The 20738-nt window shown below is 70.8% G+C and carries 22 protein-coding genes; 11 read left to right on the forward strand and 11 right to left on the reverse strand.

Translation table 11 applies throughout. The annotated features are described in order from the left end of the window. Positions 1 to 31: 31 nt before the first annotated feature. Together ACLBX8_RS06510 and ACLBX8_RS06515 are read left to right on the forward strand one after the other, a co-directional pair. Positions 32 to 922, forward strand: a complete 891-nt coding sequence (locus ACLBX8_RS06510) for an ABC transporter permease (RefSeq protein ID WP_447714979.1) — start codon at positions 32 to 34, stop codon at positions 920 to 922. After that, on the forward strand, positions 919 to 1692 hold the full coding sequence (locus tag ACLBX8_RS06515) for an ABC transporter permease subunit (RefSeq protein ID WP_447714784.1): 774 nt from the start codon (positions 919 to 921) through the stop codon (positions 1690 to 1692). Before ACLBX8_RS06510 ends, ACLBX8_RS06515 begins: the two co-directional genes overlap by 4 nt. A gap of 6 nt (positions 1693 to 1698) precedes the next feature. On the opposite strand, the gene ACLBX8_RS06520 is transcribed toward ACLBX8_RS06515, so the two are convergent. Both ACLBX8_RS06520 and ACLBX8_RS06525 read right to left on the reverse strand, forming a co-directional pair. Beyond that, positions 1699 to 3159, reverse strand: coding sequence for a sodium:solute symporter family protein (locus tag ACLBX8_RS06520; protein ID WP_447714785.1), 1461 nt, complete (start codon positions 3157 to 3159; stop codon positions 1699 to 1701). Beyond that, positions 3156 to 3359, reverse strand: a complete 204-nt coding sequence (locus ACLBX8_RS06525; protein WP_042673517.1) for a DUF3311 domain-containing protein — start codon at positions 3357 to 3359, stop codon at positions 3156 to 3158. The genes ACLBX8_RS06520 and ACLBX8_RS06525 overlap by 4 nt, the downstream gene beginning before the upstream one ends. Positions 3360 to 3557: 198 nt before the next feature. On the opposite strand from ACLBX8_RS06525, the gene ACLBX8_RS06530 reads away from it, so the two are divergent. Continuing rightward, the gene (locus ACLBX8_RS06530; RefSeq protein WP_447698731.1) at positions 3558 to 3788 is read left to right on the forward strand and encodes a hypothetical protein; all 231 of its coding nucleotides are present in this window, start codon (positions 3558 to 3560) and stop codon (positions 3786 to 3788) included. 39 nt (positions 3789 to 3827) lie between these two features. On the opposite strand, the gene ureG is transcribed toward ACLBX8_RS06530, so the two are convergent. The 7 genes from ureG to ACLBX8_RS06565 all read right to left on the reverse strand — a co-directional run bounded on the left by ureG (position 3828) and on the right by ACLBX8_RS06565 (position 9664). Further along, the gene (gene ureG, locus ACLBX8_RS06535) at positions 3828 to 4445 is read right to left on the reverse strand and encodes an urease accessory protein UreG (protein ID WP_020091939.1); all 618 of its coding nucleotides are present in this window, start codon (positions 4443 to 4445) and stop codon (positions 3828 to 3830) included. 9 nt (positions 4446 to 4454) lie between these two features. Beyond that, positions 4455 to 5165, reverse strand: coding sequence for an urease accessory protein UreF (locus ACLBX8_RS06540; RefSeq protein ID WP_447698730.1), 711 nt, complete (start codon positions 5163 to 5165; stop codon positions 4455 to 4457). Beyond that, positions 5131 to 5631, reverse strand: a complete 501-nt coding sequence (locus tag ACLBX8_RS06545) for an urease accessory protein UreE (protein WP_447681316.1) — start codon at positions 5629 to 5631, stop codon at positions 5131 to 5133. Before ACLBX8_RS06545 ends, ACLBX8_RS06540 begins: the two co-directional genes overlap by 35 nt. A gap of 33 nt (positions 5632 to 5664) precedes the next feature. After that, the gene (locus ACLBX8_RS06550; protein ID WP_091926618.1) at positions 5665 to 6144 is read right to left on the reverse strand and encodes a DUF29 domain-containing protein; all 480 of its coding nucleotides are present in this window, start codon (positions 6142 to 6144) and stop codon (positions 5665 to 5667) included. A gap of 32 nt (positions 6145 to 6176) precedes the next feature. Beyond that, positions 6177 to 7904, reverse strand: a complete 1728-nt coding sequence (ureC, locus tag ACLBX8_RS06555; protein ID WP_447698729.1) for an urease subunit alpha — start codon at positions 7902 to 7904, stop codon at positions 6177 to 6179. A 2-nt stretch (positions 7905 to 7906) separates the two neighbouring features. Further along, positions 7907 to 8527: an urease subunit gamma gene (locus tag ACLBX8_RS06560; protein WP_447698728.1), complete on the reverse strand. Its 621-nt coding sequence runs from the start codon at positions 8525 to 8527 to the stop codon at positions 7907 to 7909. A gap of 123 nt (positions 8528 to 8650) precedes the next feature. Continuing rightward, on the reverse strand, positions 8651 to 9664 hold the full coding sequence (locus tag ACLBX8_RS06565; protein WP_056528549.1) for a LysR family transcriptional regulator: 1014 nt from the start codon (positions 9662 to 9664) through the stop codon (positions 8651 to 8653). Between the two features lie 97 nt (positions 9665 to 9761). On the opposite strand from ACLBX8_RS06565, the gene ACLBX8_RS06570 reads away from it, so the two are divergent. The 3 genes from ACLBX8_RS06570 to ACLBX8_RS06580 are packed head-to-tail and all read left to right on the forward strand — an operon-like array spanning position 9762 to position 11834. Then, positions 9762 to 11015 (forward strand): GNAT family N-acetyltransferase, encoded by a 1254-nt coding sequence (locus ACLBX8_RS06570; protein ID WP_447698727.1) that lies wholly within the window; start codon positions 9762 to 9764, stop codon positions 11013 to 11015. Further along, positions 11012 to 11626 carry a cysteine hydrolase family protein gene (locus ACLBX8_RS06575; protein WP_020091947.1) on the forward strand — a complete coding sequence of 205 codons (615 nt, stop codon included), beginning with the start codon at positions 11012 to 11014 and terminating at the stop codon, positions 11624 to 11626. Before ACLBX8_RS06570 ends, ACLBX8_RS06575 begins: the two co-directional genes overlap by 4 nt. Further along, positions 11619 to 11834 carry a hypothetical protein gene (locus ACLBX8_RS06580; protein WP_447698726.1) on the forward strand — a complete coding sequence of 72 codons (216 nt, stop codon included), beginning with the start codon at positions 11619 to 11621 and terminating at the stop codon, positions 11832 to 11834. Before ACLBX8_RS06575 ends, ACLBX8_RS06580 begins: the two co-directional genes overlap by 8 nt. Here the strand turns inward: ACLBX8_RS06580 and ACLBX8_RS06585 are convergent, their stop codons facing one another. Both ACLBX8_RS06585 and ACLBX8_RS06590 read right to left on the reverse strand, forming a co-directional pair. Further along, the gene (locus tag ACLBX8_RS06585; protein WP_091926624.1) at positions 11835 to 12014 is read right to left on the reverse strand and encodes a hypothetical protein; all 180 of its coding nucleotides are present in this window, start codon (positions 12012 to 12014) and stop codon (positions 11835 to 11837) included. Between the two features lie 447 nt (positions 12015 to 12461). Then, positions 12462 to 12689 (reverse strand): HOOK family protein, encoded by a 228-nt coding sequence (locus ACLBX8_RS06590; RefSeq protein ID WP_447698725.1) that lies wholly within the window; start codon positions 12687 to 12689, stop codon positions 12462 to 12464. Positions 12690 to 12944: 255 nt separating this feature from the next. On the opposite strand from ACLBX8_RS06590, the gene ACLBX8_RS06595 reads away from it, so the two are divergent. From ACLBX8_RS06595 to ACLBX8_RS06615, 5 genes are all read left to right on the forward strand, one after another. Continuing rightward, positions 12945 to 14198: an efflux RND transporter periplasmic adaptor subunit gene (locus tag ACLBX8_RS06595; protein ID WP_447698724.1), complete on the forward strand. Its 1254-nt coding sequence runs from the start codon at positions 12945 to 12947 to the stop codon at positions 14196 to 14198. Between the two features lie 49 nt (positions 14199 to 14247). Then, positions 14248 to 17412 carry an efflux RND transporter permease subunit gene (locus ACLBX8_RS06600; RefSeq protein WP_447698723.1) on the forward strand — a complete coding sequence of 1055 codons (3165 nt, stop codon included), beginning with the start codon at positions 14248 to 14250 and terminating at the stop codon, positions 17410 to 17412. A 236-nt stretch (positions 17413 to 17648) separates the two neighbouring features. Next, entirely contained in the window at positions 17649 to 18794 is a 1146-nt protein-coding gene (locus ACLBX8_RS06605) for a CaiB/BaiF CoA transferase family protein (RefSeq protein WP_447698722.1), read from the forward strand. A gap of 34 nt (positions 18795 to 18828) precedes the next feature. Beyond that, positions 18829 to 19578 (forward strand): SDR family oxidoreductase, encoded by a 750-nt coding sequence (locus ACLBX8_RS06610; protein ID WP_447698721.1) that lies wholly within the window; start codon positions 18829 to 18831, stop codon positions 19576 to 19578. Between the two features lie 10 nt (positions 19579 to 19588). Next, positions 19589 to 20737 (forward strand): acyl-CoA dehydrogenase family protein, encoded by a 1149-nt coding sequence (locus ACLBX8_RS06615; protein WP_447698720.1) that lies wholly within the window; start codon positions 19589 to 19591, stop codon positions 20735 to 20737. The last annotated feature ends 1 nt before the right edge of the window (position 20738 follow it).

Consider the following 20738-nt stretch of genomic DNA (forward strand, 5'->3'; position numbering starts at 1 on the left):
CGGGTCCGCGCGCGCCCGCAAGCGCGGCCGGATGTTCGACCGTCTGGCGCGCCTGCCGCCCTTCCTGTGGCTGGCGGCGTTCTTCCTGTTGCCCTTCGTCATCACCCTGAAGATCAGCCTCTCGGAGCCGGCGACGGCGATCCCGCCTTACCTGCCGCTGCTCGACTGGCGCGGCGGGCTCGACGGCTGGTCGGCCTTCCTCGAGGCCCTGAACTTCGACAATTACCGCACGCTCGCCGCCGACCCCCTCTACCGCGACGCCGCCCTGGGCTCCCTGACCTACGCGAGCGTCGCCAGCCTGATCCTCGTCGCCCTCGGGACGCCGCTCGCCTACGCCCTGGCGCGGGCGCCGTCCCGCTGGCAGCCGCTCCTCGTCGCGCTGGTGATCGTGCCGTTCTGGACGAGCTTCCTGATCCGGATCTACGCCTGGATCGCGATCCTGAAGCCCGAGGGCCTGCTCAACCTCGCCCTGCGCCGGCTCGGCCTGATCGACGCGCCGCTGACGATCCTCAATACCGACGCGGCGGTGATCGTCGGGCTCGTCTACGCCTACCTGCCCTTCATGGTGCTGCCGCTCTACGCGGTGATGAACCGCCTCGATCCGACCCTGCGCGAGGCCGCGGCGGATCTCGGCGCCTCGCCGAGCCGGGTGTTCTGGACCGTGACCGTGCCGCTCAGCCTGCCGGGGATCGCGGCCGGCGCGGGGCTCTGCTTCATCCCGATGGTCGGCGAGTTCGTGATCCCCGACCTGCTCGGCGGGTCGGAGACGCTGATGCTCGGCCGGGTGCTCTGGAGCGAGTTCTTCTCGAACCGCGACTGGCCGCTGGCCGCGGCGGTCGCCGTGCTGATCCTCGCCATCGTCATCGGACCGGTGGTGCTGTTCCGGGACAGCCTGCGCGCGGGCGAGGGCGAGGCGCCGTGAGCTGGGTGACCCGCACCGCCCTGGTGGCCGGCCTGGGCTTCCTCTACGGGCCGATCGCGGTGCTGATCGTGTACTCGTTCAACGCCTCGCCGATGGTGGCGGTCTGGGGCGGGTTCTCGACCCGCTGGTACGGCGCCCTGCTCGCCGACGCGCCGCTCCTGTCGGCCGCCTGGGTCTCCCTGAAGGTCGCTTTCCTCGCGAGCCTGCTCGCCACGATCCTGGGGACGCTGGCCGCGCTCGCCCTGGAGCGGCAGGGCCGCTTCCGCGGTCGCGCCCTGTTCACGGGTCTCGTCTTCGGGCCGATCGTGATGCCGGAGGTGATGATCGGGCTGTCGCTCCTGCTCATGTTCATCGGGATCGGGCTGGACCGCGGCCTCCTGACGATCGTCATCGCGCACACGACCTTCTGCACCGGCTTCGTGGCGGTGGTGGTCGGCGCGCGCCTGCGCGGCCTCGACCGGTCCCTCGAGGAGGCCGCGGCCGATCTCGGGGCGGCGCCGGCGCGCGTGCTGATGACCGTGACGCTGCCGCTGCTCGCGCCCGCCCTCGCGGCCGGCGCGCTCCTCGCCTTCACCCTGTCGCTCGACGACCTGGTGATCGCGAGCTTCGTCTCCGGCCCGGGCTCCACCACCCTGCCGATGCGGCTCTACAGCCAGGTCCGCCTCGGCGTGAATCCGGAGATCAACGCGGCCTCGACCCTCCTCGTCGGGCTGGTGAGCGTCGCGGTGCTGCTGGCGTCCTGGCTCACCGCGCGCCGCGGGCAGGGCTGAGCGGCGTCACTCCGCGGCCTGCGCGGCGGCCGTGCCCGCGCGCACCATCTGCGCCACGGCGACCGTCACGACGACGTTCACCACCAGCGCCACGATGCCGACATTCACGTCCTGGAGCGGTCCCAGGACCGGCAGCTTCGCCAGGCTGAACCCGGAGAGGACGGTCGCCGCCACGGTGGCCACGCCCGCGACGATCCCGGCGATGGCGGCGCGGCGGTCGAGGGGATTGCGGCGCATCAGGCTGGTGATGAAGCAGGGGAAGAGCTGCGTCACGAAGTTGTAGCCCATGAGCAGGAGCTGCACGATCGTGTCGCCGCCCGACAGGGTGAAGCCGACGCAGGCCAGCGCCAGCACCGGCACGAGGATCTTGCACAGCCGCGCGGTCGCGGCATCGTCCATGCCGGGGCGCAGCGGCCGGACGAGGTTGTTGGCCACCAGGGTCACGCCCGCGATCAGGATCATGGAGCCCGGGACGAGGGCGGTCAGCACCCCCGTGGCGCCGATCAGCCCGATGACCCAGGGCGGGAAGGTCGCGAGGGCGAGCTTGAACAGCGAGAGGTCGACGTCGGGCCCCGTCAGGCCCGGCACCTGCATCACGGCGGTGAAGCCGATCACGAACACGAACAGGTTGATCAGCTGGTAGATCGGCAGGATCACGGCGTTGCGGCGGAAGGCACCGGGCTCCCGCGCCGTGTAGAGCGACGCGAAGGTGTGGGGCCACATGTAGCCGCCGAGCGCTGTGAGCAGGACCGTGGTGGTGAACCAGGTCGGGCTCTGGCCGCGGTCGGGCAGGGCCAGGAACCCGGGCTTCGCCGCCTCGATCGCCGTGAACAGGCCCTCGTAGCCGCCGTAATAGTGGACCGGCAGGTAGATCCCGAGGAACACCACCACGAACAGGATGCTGGTGTCCTTGATCACGGCCGTCCAGGCGGAGCCGTGCACGCCCGACACCACGACGTAGGCGGTGAGCGCGGCCGCGCCGATCCAGACCGCGGTCGTCGACGAGATCGCGCCGTAGGACGCCGTCGAGACGATGATCCCGAGGCCCTTGAACTGCAGCACGAGGTAGGGGACGAGGGCGACGATCCCCACGAGCGCCACCAGCATGCCGAGCGCGCGGCTGCCGTACTTGCGCGCGAAGAAGTCGGGCTGCGTGTAGAGGTTGTGCTGCTTGGCGTAGCGCCAGACCGGGGGCAGCAGCCAGTACGAGGTGACGTAGGCGAGCGTCAGGTAGCAGAGGATGTAGTAGGCGGGGCCGCCCTTGCCGTAGGCGATGCCGGAGCCGCCGAGGAACGTGAAAGTCGTGTAGATCTCCCCGGCCATCAGCAGGAAGACCAGGGCGGTGCCGAAGCCGCGGCCGCCGACAGTCCACTGCTCCAGCCCCATCTCGCGGCCCAGCCGCGCGTAGAGGCCGAGCCCGATCGCCAGCGCGAAGCCGGCCGCCACGATGACGAGCGCGATGCTCATCGGGGATCCTCCGGCGCGCGGTTCTGAGGGTCGGTCAGGTAGATCACCCCCATCACGACCGAGGTTCCGATCACGCAGAACACCAGCCAGGCGAGGAGCAGCGGCAATCCGAACACGAAGGGCTCGACCCGGTTCAGGAAGAACGGGCCGACCAGGATGCCGAGGAAGGGAAGGGCGGCCAGCCACCGCAGATTTCGCATGCGCGATACCGTTCAGAAGGCCCCGATATCGCGGGTTGAATCAGTCACGGACCGCTGTCAACGCCGCGAGCGCCCGACGGCGCTCATCCCGATCACGTCTGCGTGCTGTGCGCTCGCGCACGCGGCCGCGCTCCGGGCGCGCATATCCTCAGCGCAGCGTCGCGCCGTCCGACACGGCGGGCGCCGAAGGTTTTCACGATGACCCGCACTCTGACCATCGCGGCGCTGGCCGCGCTCCTCGTCGTTCCGGCGGTCCAGGCGGAGGCCCGCCCGCGGCACACCCCCGCCAAGGCGCAGCCCAGCGCCGCGATCAAGGCGCGCCAGACCGTCCTGAACGATTTCAACGCGCGGATGAGCCGCCTGGACGCGCTCATGGGCACCCCGAGCAGGTCGTCGGTCCGCGCGCGCTCGGCCGAGGCCGGCCGCTAGGAAACGTGACGCGCCGGCGGCCCGGACCGGCGCGTCGACTCAGCGGCCCAGGCCGCCCGCCTCCTCCACGAAACGCGCCACCGCGTCCGCGCCCGCGCCCTCGCGCAGGGACGCGAACACGTACGGCCGGGTGCCGCGCATCCGCTGCGTGTCGGATTCCATCACCGACAGGTCGGCGCCGACGAGGGGCGCGAGGTCCGTCTTGTTGACGATCAGCAGGTCGGACCGGGTGATGCCCGGACCGCCCTTGCGGGGGATCTTCTCGCCGCCGGCGACGTCGATCACGTAGAGCGTGATGTCGGCGAGTTCCGGCGAAAACGTCGCCGCGAGGTTGTCGCCGCCGGATTCGATCAGCACGAGGTCGAGCTTCGGGAAGCGCCGGCTCATCTCGGCGACGGCGGCCAGATTGATCGAGGCATCCTCCCGGATCGCCGTGTGCGGGCACCCCCCGGTCTCGACGCCGAGGATGCGCTCCTCCGGCAGGGCGCCCGCGACGGTGAGGATCCGCGCGTCCTCCTTCGTGTAGATGTCGTTGGTGATGGCGCAGATCTCGTAGCGGTCGCGGAATCGCTTGCAGAGCTGCTCCATCAGGGCGGTCTTGCCGGAACCGACAGGTCCGCCGATGCCGACGCGGAGGGGGCCGTTCGTGGAGGTCATGCTGCGGGCTCAGGATCGGAAGATGCGGGAATACTGGGTCTCGTGGCGGAAAGAGCCGAGATCCAGGCGGAAGGTGGCGGCACCGAGGGCGTCGAGATCCGCCGCGGCGGCCGCCTCGGCGAGCCCGGCGAGGCGCGGCGCGAGGGCGGCAACGACCCGCGTGCCGGCGGCCTGACCCACGGGCGCCGCCCGGAGGGCCGCGGAGACGAGATTCTGGAGGAAGGCGAGGCCGTAGGCGGCGAGCACTGGCCCCGGATTCATGCCGTGCGCGCCGGCCGCGAGGCCGACCGCGATCGGGTACGCGACCGGCCCCGGCAGCCGTTCCGCCAGGGCGTCGAGGGCGTCGCAGGGCCACGCGCCGCGCGTCGCGTCGAGGAAGCTGCGGCCCTGCTGGCTCGTCTCCAGGTGCAGCTCGCGCGACGGCGCCAGGGCCAGGGCGAGGTCGTTGACGGCGACCAGCGCGGCGCCGTCCGCGGACAGCGCCGCCGCGTGGGCGTGGGCGGCCAGGATCAGGTCGTTGCGCAGGGCGCCGCGCTCGCAGACGTCCCGGAGCCACGCGGTCAGGCTCGCCTCGTCGCGGACGTCGCCCGCCTCGACCGCCCATTCGAGCCCGTGCGAGTAGGCGTAGGCCCCGACCGGGTAGCCGGGCGACAGCCACGCCATCAGGCGCAGCGCCTGCACGGCTTCAGCCCGCGGCATGGTGGTGATGGTGGCCGCCATGCGGGTGGTCGTGCCCGTGGCCGTGGCCGAGATCCCCGGAATAGGCGCCGCCCTCCGGCCGAAACGGGCGCTCCACCGGCTCGGCGGTGCCGCCGAGGCCCCGGACCATCTCGGCGAGGACGTGGTCGTGCGCGATCCAGACCGCGTCCGGGCCGATCTCGGCGGCGATGTGCCGGTTGCCGATGTGCCAGATCAGGCGCTTGAGGGCGTGATCGCTGGGAGCCCGGATCTCGAGCAGGCGCTCCGGCGCGGCCTCGACCCAGACGAGGCGCCCGTCCTGGAGGACGAGGGCGTCGCCGTCCTCCAGCACGGTCGGCTCCGGAAGGTCCAGCAGGAAGCTCAGCCCCCCCGCGCCGCGCATGGCGACGCGGCGGCGGTGGCGGTCGCCGTGATCGAGGACGACGCGGTCGACGATCTCGCCACCCGACAGGGCGTCGCGGCGGAGGATGCGGGTGGCGCGGATCATGGTCGACGGTTCGGGTGGGGTTCTCGGGCGCGGTCAGACAACGTCCGTCTCCGGCGTGCCCGGATAGAAGCCGAGCTCACGGATCTGCTCGATCGCGTAGGGACAGGATTTCGGAAAGACGGATCCGGGCAAGCCCGTCTCGCTCGCGGCCCCGAGGACAGCGACGGAATAGGCCTTCGCGAGCACCGCATCCGGCCAGGACTGGAGGCTGGGGCTCACGTCGATCAGGTCATCGATCCGGATGCGCTGCTCGAGGATGGTCGCGCGCCAGCCGTACTTCCGCTTCTCCGGCTGGAATTCCCACTTCAGCAGGTGCAGCAGCAGGATGGCGAGACGGCTCCGGATCTCGGATTTCTGGGATCCGCCCAAGCTCTCGATCTCCTCGGCGACGTTGGCGCGGTCCAGATCCGGCCAGCGCCCGGCCCGGAGCAGGGCCGCCTGCTCCTCAGTCCAGAGGCAGAGATCGGTCGTGTAGAGGTCGTCCCTCGCCGGAAGCTGGGCGATCTTCGTCATCGCGGCTCTCCTGCCACCGAGCCCATCCTATCTCAGAACAGGAAGTAGCGCTGCGCCATCGGCAGCACCTCGGCCGGCTCGCAGACCAGCAGCTCGCCGTCGGCGCGCACGTCGTAGGTCTCCGGATCGACCTCGATGACCGGCGTGGCGTCATTCAGCACCATGCTCTTCTTCGAGATGCCGCCGCGGACGTTCTCAACGGCGACCAGCTCCTTCTGCACGCCCAGCCGCTCCCGCAGGCCGTCCTCCACCGCCGCCCGGGAGACGAAGGTGAGGGCGGTGGCGAAGGGAACCCGTCCGTAGGCGCCGAACATCGGCCGGTAGTGCACCGGCTGCGGCGTCGGGATCGAGGCGTTCGGGTCGCCCATGGGCGCGGCCGCGATGGTGCCGCCCTTCAGCACGAGGTCGGGCTTCACGCCGAAGAAGGCCGGCGTCCACAGCACGAGGTCGGCGAGCTTGCCGGGCTCCACCGAGCCGATATGCCGGGAGATGCCGTGCGAGATGGCCGGGTTGATCGTGTACTTGGCGACGTAGCGGCGCGCGCGCAGGTTGTCGGTGCCGGACGCGTCGCCCGGCAGGGCGCCCCGCTGGCGCTTCATCTTGTCGGCGGTCTGCCACGTGCGGATGATGACCTCGCCGACCCGGCCCATCGCCTGGCTGTCGGAGGACATCATCGAGAGGGCGCCGATGTCGTGCAGGATGTCCTCGGCCGCGATGGTCTCGCGCCGGATGCGGCTCTCCGCGAAGGCGAGATCCTCGGGGATCGACGGGTCGAGGTGGTGGCACACCATGAGCATGTCGAGATGCTCGTCGATCGTGTTCCACGTGTAGGGCCGCGTCGGGTTGGTGGACGACGGCAGCACGTTCGGCAGCCCGGCCACCTTGATGATGTCCGGCGCGTGGCCGCCGCCCGCGCCCTCGGTGTGGAAGGCGTGGATGGTCCGGCCCTTGAAGGCCGCGATCGTGTCCTCGACGAAGCCCGATTCGTTGAGCGTGTCGGTGTGGATCATGACCTGGATGTCGTGGGCGTCCGCCACCGACAGGCAGGTATCGATCGCCGCGGGCGTGGTGCCCCAGTCCTCGTGCAGCTTCAGCGCGCAGGCACCCGCCCGCACCATCTCGACTAGGCTCTCCGGACGGGACGCGTTGCCCTTCCCGGCGAAGGCGAGGTTCATCGGGAAGGAATCCGCCGCCTCGATCATCCGGGCGATGTGCCAGGGGCCCGGCGTGCAGGTGGTGGCGAAGGTGCCGTGCGCCGGGCCGGTGCCGCCGCCGAGCATCGTGGTGACCCCCGAGCAGAGTGCCTCCTCGATCTGCTGCGGGCAGATGAAGTGGATGTGGCTGTCGAAGCCGCCCGCCGTCAGGATCTTGCCCTCGCCGGCGATGACCTCGGTGCCCGGCCCGACCACGATGTCGACCCCGGGCTGCACGTCCGGATTGCCGGCCTTGCCGAGCCGGAAGATCCGGCCGCGCACGATGCCGACATCGCACTTCACGATGCCCCAGTGGTCGAGGACCACCGCGTTGGTGATCACCGTGTCGACGGCGCCGTCGGCGTTCGTGGCCTGGCTCTGGCCCATGCCGTCGCGGATGACCTTGCCGCCGCCGAACTTCACCTCCTCTCCGTAGGTGGTGAAGTCGCGCTCGACCGTGATCTCCAGGCTCGTGTCCGCGAGCCTGATGCGGTCGCCGACGGTCGGGCCGAACATGTCGGCATAGGCCGAGCGCGGCAGGCTGGCGGGCTTGGGCGTGTTGGCCATGGTCAGAGCTTGCCCATCACGTCGCCGCGGAACCCGTAGACGGTGCGCCCGCCGGAGAGCGGCACCAGCGCCACTTCCCGCGTCGATCCCGGCTCGAACCGCACGGCGGTGCCCGGCGCGATGTCGAGGCGCTTGCCGCGGGCCTGCTCCCGCGGGAACACGAGGCCCGGATTGACCTCGAAGAAGTGATAGTGCGAGCCGACCTGGATCGGCCGGTCCCCGACATTGGCGACCTCGATCACGGTCCGCTCGGCGCCGAGGTTGAACACGATCTCGCCGGGCAGCGTCGTCACCGCGCCGGGGATGTCGGACGAGGCCGCACCGCGGATCGGGTGATGCACGGTGACGAGCTTCGTGCCGTCCGGGAAGGTCGCCTCCACCTGGATGTCGTGGATCATCTCGGGCACGCCCTCCATGACCTGATCGGCGTTCAGCACGGTGGCGCCGGCCTGCATCAGGTCGGCCACGGTGCGGCCGTCCCGCGCGCCCTCGACCACGAAGTCGGTGATCAACGCCACCGATTCCGGATGGTTGAGCTTCACGCCGCGGGCGAGGCGGTTGCGCGCCACCTGCGCCGCCATGGCGATGAGCAACTTGTCCTTCTCACGGGGCGTCAGCAGCACGGGCAACCTCGTCGTCGCGGCGGCCGGAGCAAGGATCATGCGCGCGGCGCGGTCAAGGGCGGGCGTCGGCCGTTGCAGGACCCGGACCAGCGGCCGTCGCGGCCCGCCGGAATCACGGAGGCGTCACGGCGTCATGGCGATGAAGCCGGCGAACAGGTCGGGCAGGGGGGCGCCTTTCACGGCACCCGGCAGGTCGCGGGGGTGGATGAACTCGTCCCGGAACCAGGGATAGCGCTTCGGATCGAAGGAGGCCCGCAGCCAGTCGATCGTCCGCCGCACGCGGGTGATCCGCTCGGCGTCCGGGTGATAGGTCAGCCAGATATCGACGCTGAAGCGGCCGAGATTGTCCACAGGGACGACCTGCGCGCCGATCGCGCTGGCATAGGTCGGCAGCAGGCCGATCCCGGCCCCCTTGGCGATGGCCCAGTAATACGCGCTGCTGACGTTGATCTTCAGGGTGATCGGGACCTTCGCGGGGAAGCCCGGCACCGTGCGCACGTAATCCTCGAGGGCGACGGTCTGGCCGCCGTCCTGCACCACGATCCGGTGGCGCTCGAGGTCCTCGGGGCGCGCCGGGAGCCCGTAGGTCTCCTCGTAGCTCCGCGCGGCGTAGGGCACCATGTGGATCCGGCCGAGCTTGACGATGCGCAGGTCCGGGCTGGTCGGCCGCGTCAGCTGGATCGCGACGTCGGCCTCTAGCCGCAGGACGTCGGCGGATTCCATCGCGCAGCGCAGGTCGACGGTCAGGCGCGGGTTGGCGCGCTGGAACTCGACGAGCCGCGGCGCGAGCCAGAACGCCCCCAGCCCCTCCGTCACGGCGATCCGCACCTCGCCGGTCTCGGCGAAGGGCGCGCCCTCGCCGGTGCGCACGAGGCTGAAGGCGGCCGCCTCCATGCGGCCGGCGGCCTCGAGGATCGCGTGGCCCTCGGCGGTCAGGCGGATGCCGTCGACGTGGCGGGTCAGCAGCGGCGCGCCGATCAGCGCCTCGAGATCGTCGATCCGGCGCCGCACCGAGTTCACCGACAGGCCGAGCTTCGTGGCCGCCGAGCGGAAGCTGCCGGACCGCTGGAGCGCCAGGAAGACCCGGATGCTCTGCCAGTCGGGCATCGGGTCCCGGATCGCCTCCGCCTGTTCCATCGACGGAACACCCCTGTTTCAAATTTTGCACATACAGCCAGAGCGCTAGATGCGAAGTGCTTAACCGTCAATCCGTACCCGAATGACAGGTCATCCGATGACGGTGCACATTGCTAGCGCGCAGTTCGTGGCCAAGGACGCCGATCAACTCGGTACAGCGCTAGTCTCTCCCGAGCCGCGGCACGCGCTGAATGCGCTCGAGGTCGGCCGAATTGCCCGGCACCTCGTCATCTTCACGCCGACCCCGGACGATCTGGCGCGGCTGATCGCGGCGGCGCGCGCGGATCTGCCCGATCTCGCGCCCCTGCGCACCGTCCAGCGGGTGATGTCGCTCAATCCCGACAGCGTCCTGGCGATCGCCCAGCGCCACCGGTTCGACGCCGCGGATCCGCGGGGCGAGGGGTTCGTGGCCTGCCTGATGCTGAACGCCGACGGCCTGGCGGCGCTCAAGGCCGGGACGCTCGACGCGTTTGATCCGCCCGCCGCGCTGCTGGCCGGCCAGCACGAGCGCCCGGCGGGCATCTACGTCTGGGCCGTCTACGCGCGGCGGCGCCTCTCCGGCGGCGTCGGCCTCGTCTTCGACCGTCTGTCGAGCCCGACCTACCGGGGCGTCGACTTCTACGCCCGCGCGGCCACCCCCGAGGGGGCCGACCTGCTGACCACCCTCGGCTTCACCGCGCAGACCTCCGCCCGCGGTGCCCTGTACCATTTCGCCCGCGCGCCGAAGGCGGAGCCGGCGCCCCCGTACGACACCCACCGGTCCGGCGGGACCGGCATCAGCGTCGCGGTCGCGCGGAACATGGAGGACCTGTCGCGCGTGATCGCCCTGCGCGCCGCCGTCTACATGGCGGAGCAGGCCTGCCCGTACGAGGAGGAGTTCGACGGCAACGACCTCTCGGCGACGCACCTGATCGGCTACGTCGGCGACGAGCCGGCGGGCTGCCTGCGCATCCGGTTCTTCGCGGATTTCGCCAAGATCGAGCGCCTCGCGGTTCGAGCGGAGTTCCGCAACACGCGCCTGTCCTTCGCGCTGGTCCGCGCCGGGATCGAGCTGGCCCGGGTCAAGGGCTACCGGCGGCTCTACGGCCACGCCCAGAAGCGCCTCGTCGGCTTCTGGAGCCGCTTCGGCTTCCGCGTCTTCGAGGGCGCGCAGGAGCTGGTCTTCTCGGATTTCGACTACGTCGAGATGCTGATGGAGGCGGAGCCGCACCCGCAGGCGATCGGCCTCGGCGCTGACCCCTACGTCATCATCCGGCCGGAGGGGCGCTGGCACCGGGCGGGCGCCCTCGACCGCTCGCGGAGCCGCGCCGTGACCCGCCCGTCCGTCGACCGGGCGGTGGCCGCGCGATGAACCGGCCGATCAACCCGGCGCTGTATCGCCGGCCGCGCAGCGTCCCCGCCCTGGTGCTGGTGGACATGCAGCAGGAATACGAGATCGCGGGCCGCCCGCTCGCCCTGGCGGGGATCGAGCCCGCGCTCTCCAACTGCCGGCGCGCCCTCGCGCATGCCCGCGCGAGCGGCATGCAGGTCGTCTACGTCCGCTGGATCGGCGCGCCGCTGTTCCAGGCGGGCAGCCGCTTCGTCCGCTGGATCGAGGGGTTCGAGCCGCACGGCTGCGACATGATCTTCGACCGGGACCGCCCGTCCTGCTACGCCAGCCCCGCCTTCGCGGACGCGATGGAGCGGGGATCGCCGCCGCTCGTCATCGCGGGCTTCGCCGGCGAGTCGTCCTGCCTCGCGACGGCGGTCGACGGCTTCCACCGCGGCCAGGACGTGACCTTCCTGTCCGACGCCTCCGCGAGCCACGACCTCGACGGCATCTCCGCCGACGAGATCCACCGGTCGGTGAGCGCGGTGATGCGGGTGTTCGGCGACGTCACCGACACGCAATCCTGGATCGCGGCCTCGGCGCCTTTCAGGCCCCTGCCCACAGCTTCGAGACCCACGCACGCCAATGACTGACCGAAGCCAGAATCACGGGATTCCGGAGGGGGTCCCGGCCGGCGACGACGATGTGGACCTGCGCCTCGGCCGGCACGCGATCGAGCTGCTGCAGGCGGCGCGCGAGGCCGGCGAGCCGACGCTGATCGCGCAGGCCGAGGCCATGGCGATGGCGGTCGGCTTCGTGCTGGCGAGCCGGCTGCCGGGCGGCGCGCCGGAGACCGCGTGATCAGTCGGCGCCGTCCTCGCCGCCGATGAGGCGCATGGCGCGCAGGCGCGCGGTCCGCTCGTCCTGGGCGCGCCGGTCCGCGGCGAGCGCCCGCCAGAGCACGACGAGCTCATCCGCGACAGGCGAATCGACGGTTTCGTCGGCATCGCGCGCGATATTGGCGTGATCGAAGGCGTCCATGTTCGAGGTTCCGCGCCTTGAGGTGCGGTCCGCTAACAGGACAGGATCGCGATCGTCCAGCCCGAAAGTTGAGCAGATCCTGTACAAGCCGACGGGATCGTCACGCGCGGCGCAATCCATCGCCGGCAAACCGAACACCGGATCGTAGATCGGCGAGGATGGGGAGGCTGACGGCGGTCGATCGACCGGGACGATGATCCGGCTGGACCGAATTGCATCCGGAGCCGCTGTTCCGCCGCCTGCCGGGACATGAATTCAATAATCTATTGACGATAATCGATAAATACGCGACCGGCCACGCAGCCCGCCGTCTCGAACAGTGTCCGCACGGGGCCGCACACGCCGCGAGCCTCAGAAACATCTCGGACACCGAACTGTGACAATCCCGACCGGTATCGGCCAGGGCCCGGGCGCCGCACGGGTGCGTCCGATCGGACCGCGAGCACCTCAGGCCCGGGATCGCTTCAGCGCGGCGATGATGGATTCGACCACGACGATCTGCTCCTGCACGGCGACCAGCCGCGGCCCGGCATCCGCGCCGTCGCCCAGCACGAAGGTGCCCTTCTGCCGCCGCGCGTCGCGCAGCTTGCGCACCGACGCGACGATGACCTGCCGCTCCTCGATCAGCGCGTCGCGCAGTTCGTTCAGGCCGTCCAGTTCCAGGGTCGAGGCCATGCGGCGTCCCGGTCTCACATCCTCGGCGCGGCGTCGGCGGCCGTCCCGCGCGGGCACGCCGGGCGCCTGTCGTCCGCGCGGGGCGTCGGGCCCCGCGGCGCGGCCCACTCTCGGCGGCGGTAGCACGCTTTCCGCTCACGGAACATTGCCGCGATCCGGGGAGCGCCGCGATGTCCGGCGCGGCCATTGTATGCTATTGAATGCAAAATTATCCCGGCCCGCGAAGCGGTCGGATCAACGGGCGGATAGCGGCGCATGCTGAGTGAGGACGTGCACGACCGCGACGAGTCTCGCGCGGACGAGACGGTCACGGACCGGCGCCACGGCGACGCGCGTCGCGCCGCGACCAAACCGGCGAAGAAGCGCTCGGGCGCGGCCGGCCTGATCCTCCTGCTGCTCGCCGTCGCGGGCGGCGGCGCCTACGGCTACACGCGCCTGAATCAGCCCGCGGTGAAGTCCCGGGCGGCGGCCCCGCTGCCGGTGCCCGTCACCCTCGGCACGGTCGAGCAGGGGCCGTTCGCCCTCGTGTCGAACGGCCTCGGCACCGTCCAGGCGTACAACACCGTCCAGGTGCGCACGCGCGTCGACGGCGAGATCCAGCAGGTCGCGTTCCGCGAGGGTCAGACCGTCCGCAAGGGCGACGTGCTCGTGCAGATCGACCCGCGGCCCTACCAGGCGGCGCTGGATCAGGCGAAGGCCAAGAAGGAGCAGGACACGGCCAACCTCGGCAACGCGAAGGCGGACCTCGTCCGCTACACCGGGCTGGGCGCCTTCGCCTCCCGGCAGCAGACCGAGACGCAGACGGCCCTGGTCGCCCAGCTCACCGCGCAGGTGGCGTCCGACCAGGCGGCCATCGACAACGCCACGACGCAGCTCGGCTACGCCACGATCCGCGCGCCCATCGACGGCGTCACGGGCTTCCGGCAAGTCGATATCGGCAACATCGTCAACGCGGCCGGCCAGACCCCGATCGTGACGATCACCCAGGTCGAGCCGATCTTCGTGGTGTTCACGGCCCCGGAGGATCAGCTGCCCGCCATCACCGCGGCCCTCAAGGCCGGTGACGTGCCGGTGGAGGCCTGGACGTCGGACGGGCTGACCAAGCTCGCCGACGGCAAGCTGGCCCTGTTCAACAACCAGGTCGACACCGCGACGGGCACGATCCGCCTCAAGGCCGTCTACGAGAACAGGAACCACGCGCTGTGGCCGGGCCTGTCGGTCTCCACCAAGATGCGGGTCGGCACGGTCGCGGTCGCCACGACGGTGCCGGACGACGCGATCCAGCACGGGCCCGACGGGCTGTTCGCCTTCGTGGTGGACGATGCCAGCCGGGCGCATCAGCGCGCGCTGAAGGCGGGCCGCTCGGATTCGGGGCGGACGCGCGTTCTCAGCGGCGACCTCCGGCCCGGCGAGCGGGTGATCGTCGCCGGCCAGTACAAGGTGCAGGACGGCAGCCTCGTGGCCGATCCGCACGCGGCCCACACCGCGCAGGCGGAGGCGGTCCAGTGACGCGCGCGGGACGCCTCACGGCGGGCGCGTCCCCGCGCGGGGCCCGGCCATGAAGGGCGGCATCTCGGCACCGTTCATCCGGTTCCCGGTGGCGACCACGCTGATCATGGTCGGCATCCTGTTCCTCGGGATCGTGGCCTACCCGCTGCTCGGCGTCGCGCCGCTGCCGCAGGTGGATTTCCCGACCATCCAGGTGACCGCGCAGCTCCCCGGGGCCAGCCCGGAGACGATGGCCTCGTCGGTGGCGCAGCCCCTCGAGCGGCAGTTCTCGCAGATTCCCGGCGTGTCGCAGATGACCTCGACGAGCTCCCTCGGGATCTCGACGGTCACGGTCCAGTTCGACCTCAACCGCAACATCGACGGCGCCGCGAGCGACATCCAGGCGGCCATCAACGCCGCCAGCGGCCAGCTCCCGAAGAACCTCCCGACCCCGCCGACCTACCGCAAGGTCAATCCGGCCGATTCGCCGATCCTGCTGCTCTCGGCCACCTCCGACAGCATGCCGCTGATCGACGTCGACGACGCGGTCGACGTCCAGCTCGCCCAGCGGATCAGCCAGATCTCGGGCGTCGCGCAGGTCTTCATCGGCGGCCAGCAGAAGCCCGCCGTGCGGATCCAGATCGACCCGGCCAAGCTCGTGGCCAAGGGCCTGTCGCTGGAGGACGTGCGCGCGCAGCTCACCCTCACCACGGTCAACAACCCGAAGGGCAGCATCGACGGCGGCAGCCACAGCTACACCATCTACGCCAACGACCAGCTCACCGCGGCCCACAACTGGAACGACGTCATCGTCGCGTATCGCGACGGCGCGCCGCTGCGCGTCCGCGACATCGGACAGGCGGTCGCCGGCCCCGAGGACACCAAGCAGGCCGGCTGGACCAACGGCAAGCGCGGCATCTTCCTGGTCGTGTTCAAGCAGCCCGGCGCCAACGTCATCGACACGGTCGACAGCATCAAGGCCCAGCTGCCCCGCCTGACCGCCACACTGCCGGCCGCCATCAAGGTCGGCATCCTGAGCGACCGCACGCAGACCATCCGCGCCTCGGTCGAGGACGTGCAGTTCACCCTCCTGCTGACGATCGCGCTGGTCGTCGGGGTGATCTTCGTCTTCCTGCGCAGCTTCTGGGCGACCGTGATCCCGAGCGTGACCGTGCCGCTCGCGCTGCTCGGCGCCTGCGCGCTGATGTGGATGGCGGGCTACACCCTCGACAACCTCTCGCTGATGGCGCTCACCATCTCGGTCGGCTTCGTGGTCGACGACGCCATCGTCGTGCTGGAGAACATCAGCCGCTACGTCGAGGAGGGAATGCGGCCCATGGAGGCCGCCTTCAAGGGCGCGGGCGAGATCGGTTTCACCATCGTGTCGATCTCGGTGTCGCTGATCGCCGTGCTGATCCCGCTCCTGCTGATGGGCGGCATCATCGGAAGGCTGTTCCGCGAGTTCGCCGTGGTGCTGTCGATGACCATCGCGGTCTCGGCCTTCGTGTCTCTGACGCTGACCCCGATGATGGCCTCGCGGCTGCTGAAATCCCACGACGCCGAGCGCCACGGCCGCCTCTACCGCATGAGCGAGGCCGCCTTCGACTGGCTGCTCGCGGTCTACGCCGACGCCCTCGACGTCGCGCTGCGCTTCCGCCGCGTCACGCTGCTGGTCTTCTTCGCCACGCTGGCGCTGACCGGCTACCTGTTCGTCGCCATCCCGAAGGGCTTCTTCCCGCAGCAGGACACCGGTTTTATGATCGGCGTCACCGAGGCGTCGCAGGACATCTCCTTCTCGGCGATGAAGGCGCTGCAGGAGAAGGTCGGCGCGATCGTCCAGGCCGATCCCGCGGTCGCCACCGTCGGCATGTCGCTCGGCGGCAACGGCCAGGCGCTCAATTCCGGGCGCATGTACATCACGCTCAAGCCCCGCGACGAGCGCGACGTCAACGCCTTCCAGGTGATCGGCCGGCTGCGCCCCAAGCTGGAGCGCGTCGAGGGCATCCGGACCTTCATCCAGGCGACCCAGGACGTGCGCACCGGCGGCCGCACCTCGCGGACGCAGTTCGAGTACACCCTCCAGGACCCGGACCTCGCCGAGCTGAACACCTGGGCGCCGCGCATCCTCGACAAGATGAAGACGCTGCCGGAGCTGCGCGACGTCGCCACCGACCAGCAGACCCGCGGCACGACGCTGACGCTGTCGATCGACCGCGACGCCGCCTCGCGCTACGGCATCACGCCCCAGCTCATCGACGACACGCTCTACGACGCGTTCGGCCAGCGCCAGATCGCGCAGTACTTCACGCAGCTCAACAGCTACCACGTCGTCCTGGAGGTTCTGTTGGCGCTGCAGGGCAGCGTCGAGAGCCTCGACAAGATCTACATCAAGGCGCCGATCGGCGGCGGGCAGGTGCCGCTGGCGGCCTTCGCCCGCTGGACGACGGTTCCGGTGGCGCCGCTGGCCGTGAACCACCAGGGGCAGTTCCCGGCGGTGACGATCAGCTTCAACCTCGCTCCCGACGTCGCCCTCGGGCAGGCCACGGAGGCGATCGGCCGGGCGATGCGGGAGCTGCAGGTCCCACCGACCGTGGTGAGCGGCTTCCAGGGCACCGCCCAGGCCTTCCAGCAATCGCTCTCGACGGTGCCGCTGCTGATCCTGGCGGCCCTGTTCGTGGTCTACCTAATCCTCGGCATCCTCTACGAGAGCTTCATCCACCCGATCACCATCCTGTCGACGCTGCCCTCGGCCGGTGTCGGCGCCCTGGCGGTGCTGATGTGGGCGGGGTTCGACTTCAGCCTGATCGCGCTGATCGGCATCATCCTCCTAATCGGCATCGTGAAGAAGAACGGCATCATGCTGGTCGACTTCGCCATCGTCGCCGAGCGGGAGGAGGGTCTCTCGCCCGAGGTCGCGATCCGGAAGGCCGCGCTGCTGCGCTTCCGGCCGATCCTCATGACCACGATGGCGGCCCTGCTCGGCGGCATCCCGCTGATGGTCGCCACCGGGACTGGCTCGGAGATCCGGCAGCCGCTGGGCTACGCCATGGTGGGCGGCCTCGCGGTCAGCCAGGTGCTGACGCTGTTCACCACGCCGGTGATCTACATCTACCTCGACCGGCTGGCGCACCGCTTCTCGTTCCGCGACAAGCCGCAGGCGGTGGACGCGGCGCTCGATGACCCCGAGCCGGTGGAGGAGGTCCGCGGCCCGCCGGCGTTGCGCGCGGCGGAGTGAGGCTAACCGCCGTCTTCGCGAGCGCGGCGAAGCGATCCAGATGCGCCGCGCTCGCCGACGTCGCGCTTCCCTGGATCGCTTCGCTCCGCGCGCAGAGTCGCTGAGCGTCGCGGAAGAGGCGTCCCGAAGCCAATGGCCGGGCAGCCCTGTCACCGCGGCCCGCTTGGCGGGGCTTCTCGCCGTTCCAGTTCATGCGGCACCGGCCCTCTGAGACCGCGGGAAGCCGAAGGATGCGGATGAGCCAGAACCTGCCGCTGCGAGGGCTGACCGTGCTCGCCCTGGAGCAGGCCGTCGCCGCGCCCTACTGCACCTCGCGGCTCGCCGATGCCGGGGCCCGGGTCATCAAGATCGAGCGGCCGGAGGGGGATTTCGCCCGCGGCTACGACGCGGCGGTCAACGGGCTGGCGAGCTACTTCGTCTGGCTCAACCGCGGCAAGGAGAGCCTCGTCGCCGACATCAAGGATCCGGCCGACGGCAGCCTGCTGCACGCGATCCTCGCGCAGGCCGACGTGTTCGTGCAGAACCTCGCCCCCGGCGCGGCGGCCCGGGCGGGCTTCGGCTCGGCGGAGCTGCGCGCGCGCTACCCCCGGCTGATCACCGTCGACATCTCCGGCTACGGCGCCGGCAACGCCTACAGCGACATGAAGGCTTACGACCTGCTGGTCCAGGCCGAGAGCGGGCTCGCCGGGATCACCGGCCACCCGGCGGGGCCCGGCCGCGTCGGCGTCTCCGTCTGCGACGTCGCCTGCGGGATGGACGCCCACGCCGCGGTCCTCGAGGCGCTGATCGCCCGCGGGATCACCGGGCAGGGCTGCGCCCTGGAGGTCAGCCTGTTCAGCGGCGCCGCCGACTGGATGAACGTCCCGCTGCTCTACTTCGAGGGGACCGGCAAGGCGCCCCAGCGGGTCGGCCTCGCGCACCCGTCGATCTGCCCCTACGGCGCCTTCCCCACGGCCGACAGCAGCCTCGTGCTGATCTCGATCCAGAACGAGCGCGAATGGGCGAATTTCTGCGCCGGCGTGCTCGGGGAGCCGGAGCTCGCCCGGGCCGAGGGCTTCGCGTCCAACAACGCCCGGGTGGCCAACCGCGCCGCGGTCGATCTGCGCATCGGCGCCGCGCTGGTGCGGCTGGGCCGCGACGCGGCCGCCGCCCGGCTGAAGGCGGCGGGCACCGCCTACGGTTTCGTCAACACGCTGGCGGACCTCGCCACCCACCCGGCGCTGATCCGCGCGGAGGTCCGGACGCCTTCGGGGCCGGCCCGAATCGTGGCGCCGCCGGTGCTGATCGACGGCGCGGTCCGCGCCCTCGGGCCGGTCCCCGCGATCGACGAGCACGGGGCGCGGATCCGCGAGGAATTCGCGCTCCGCGCTCGAGGACAGTGATCTGACAGCACATCGGCGTGGGCGGGAGGAGACGATGAGACTGAACGGCAAGATCGCGCTCGTGACGGGGGCCGGCAGCGGCTTCGGGGCGGGGATCGCCCAGCGCTTCGCCGCGGAGGGCGCCAGGGTGGCCTGCGTCGACATCGACGGCGCGGCGGCCGGGCGCGTCGCGGCGGCGATCGGCGACAACGCCATCGCGATCGCCGCCGATGTCGGTCTGGCCGCCGACGTCGCCGCCAGCGTCGCCGAGACGCGGCAGCGCTTCGGCGTGCCGAGCATTCTCGTCAACAATGCCGGCACCACCCACCGCAACAAGCCGCTGATGGAGGTGACGGAGGAGGATTTCGACCGGGTCTTCCGGGTCAACGTGAAGTCGATCTTCCACTACGTCCGGGAAGTCGCCCCGCTGATGCGCGACGCGGGCGGCGGCGCGATCCTCAACGTCAGCTCGACGGCGGCGCTGCGGCCGCGCCCGGGTCTGACGTGGTACAACGCCTCCAAGGGTGCGGCGAGCCTTGCCTCGAAGTCGCTGGCCCTGGAGCTGGCGCCCTGGAAGATCCGGGTGAACGCCCTCTGCCCGGTGATGGGCGCCACGGGGCTCCTCGAGCACTTCATGGGCGTCCTCGACACGCCCGAGAACCGCGACCGCTTCATCGCCACGATCCCGCTCGGGCGCCTGTCGGAGGCGAGCGACATCGCCGCCGCCGCCCTGTTCCTCGCCTCCGACGAGGCGGCGTTCATCACCGGCGTCGATCTCCCCGTCGACGGCGGCCGCACGGCCTGAGGAGCCCCCGATGGAAGCCTATACCGAGATCCGCGAGGCGGTCGCCAAGCTCTGCGCCGGCTTCCCGGGACCGTACTGGCGGGCCCTCGACCGGGAGATGGCCTACCCGACCGAATTCGTGAACGCGCTGACCGAGAGCGGCTACCTGTCGGTGCTGATCCCCGAGGCGTACGGCGGCGCCGGCCTGCCGCTCTCGGCGGCCGCCGCGATCCTCGAGGAGGTGCAGCGGGCGGGCTGCAACGGCGGCGCCTGCCACGCGCAGATGTACACGATGGGCACGCTGCTGCGGCACGGCTCGGAGGCGCAGAAGGCCGAGTACCTGCCGGTCATCGCGGAGGGGCGCCTGCGGCTCCAGGCCTTCGGCGTGACCGAGCCCACCTCCGGCACCGATACCGGCAGCCTGAAGACGACGGCCCGCCTGGAGGGCGATCAATACGTCGTCAACGGCCAGAAGATCTGGACCAGCCGCGCCGAGCACTCGGACCTGATGCTGCTCCTCGCCCGCACCACGCCGAGGGCCGAGGGCATGAAGCGCACGGACGGGCTGTCGGTGCTGCTCGTCGACATGCGCGCGGCCAAGGGCAACGGCCTGACGATCCGGCCGATCCGCACGATGATGAACCACGCCACCACGGAGGTGTTCTTCGACAATCTCCGCGTTCCGGCGCAGAACCTCATCGGCGAGGAGGGCAGGGGCTTCCGCTACATCCTGTCCGGCATGAACGCGGAGCGGATCCTGATCGCCGCCGAGTGCGTCGGCGACGCCAAGTGGTTCATCGACAGGGCCCGGGCCTATGCCGGCGAGCGCTCCGTCTTCGGGCGGCCGATCGGTGCCAACCAGGGCGTGCAGTTCCCCATCGCGAAGGCCTACGCCAACATGCGCGCGGCCGAGCTGATGGTCCGCGAGGCGCTGACCCTCTACGAGGGCGGGGCCAATCCCGGGGCCGAGGCCAACATGGCCAAGATGCTCGCCGCCGACGCCTCCTTCGAGGCCGCCAACGCCTGCATCCAGACCCATGGCGGCTTCGGATTCGCCGAGGAGTACGACGTGGAGCGCAAGTTCCGCGAGACGCGCCTCTATCAGGTCGCGCCGATCTCCACGAACCTGATCCTCGCCTACCTGTCCGAGCACGTGCTCGGCCTGCCGCGCTCGTACTGAC

Source organism: Methylobacterium sp. D48H (genome assembly GCF_053345715.1).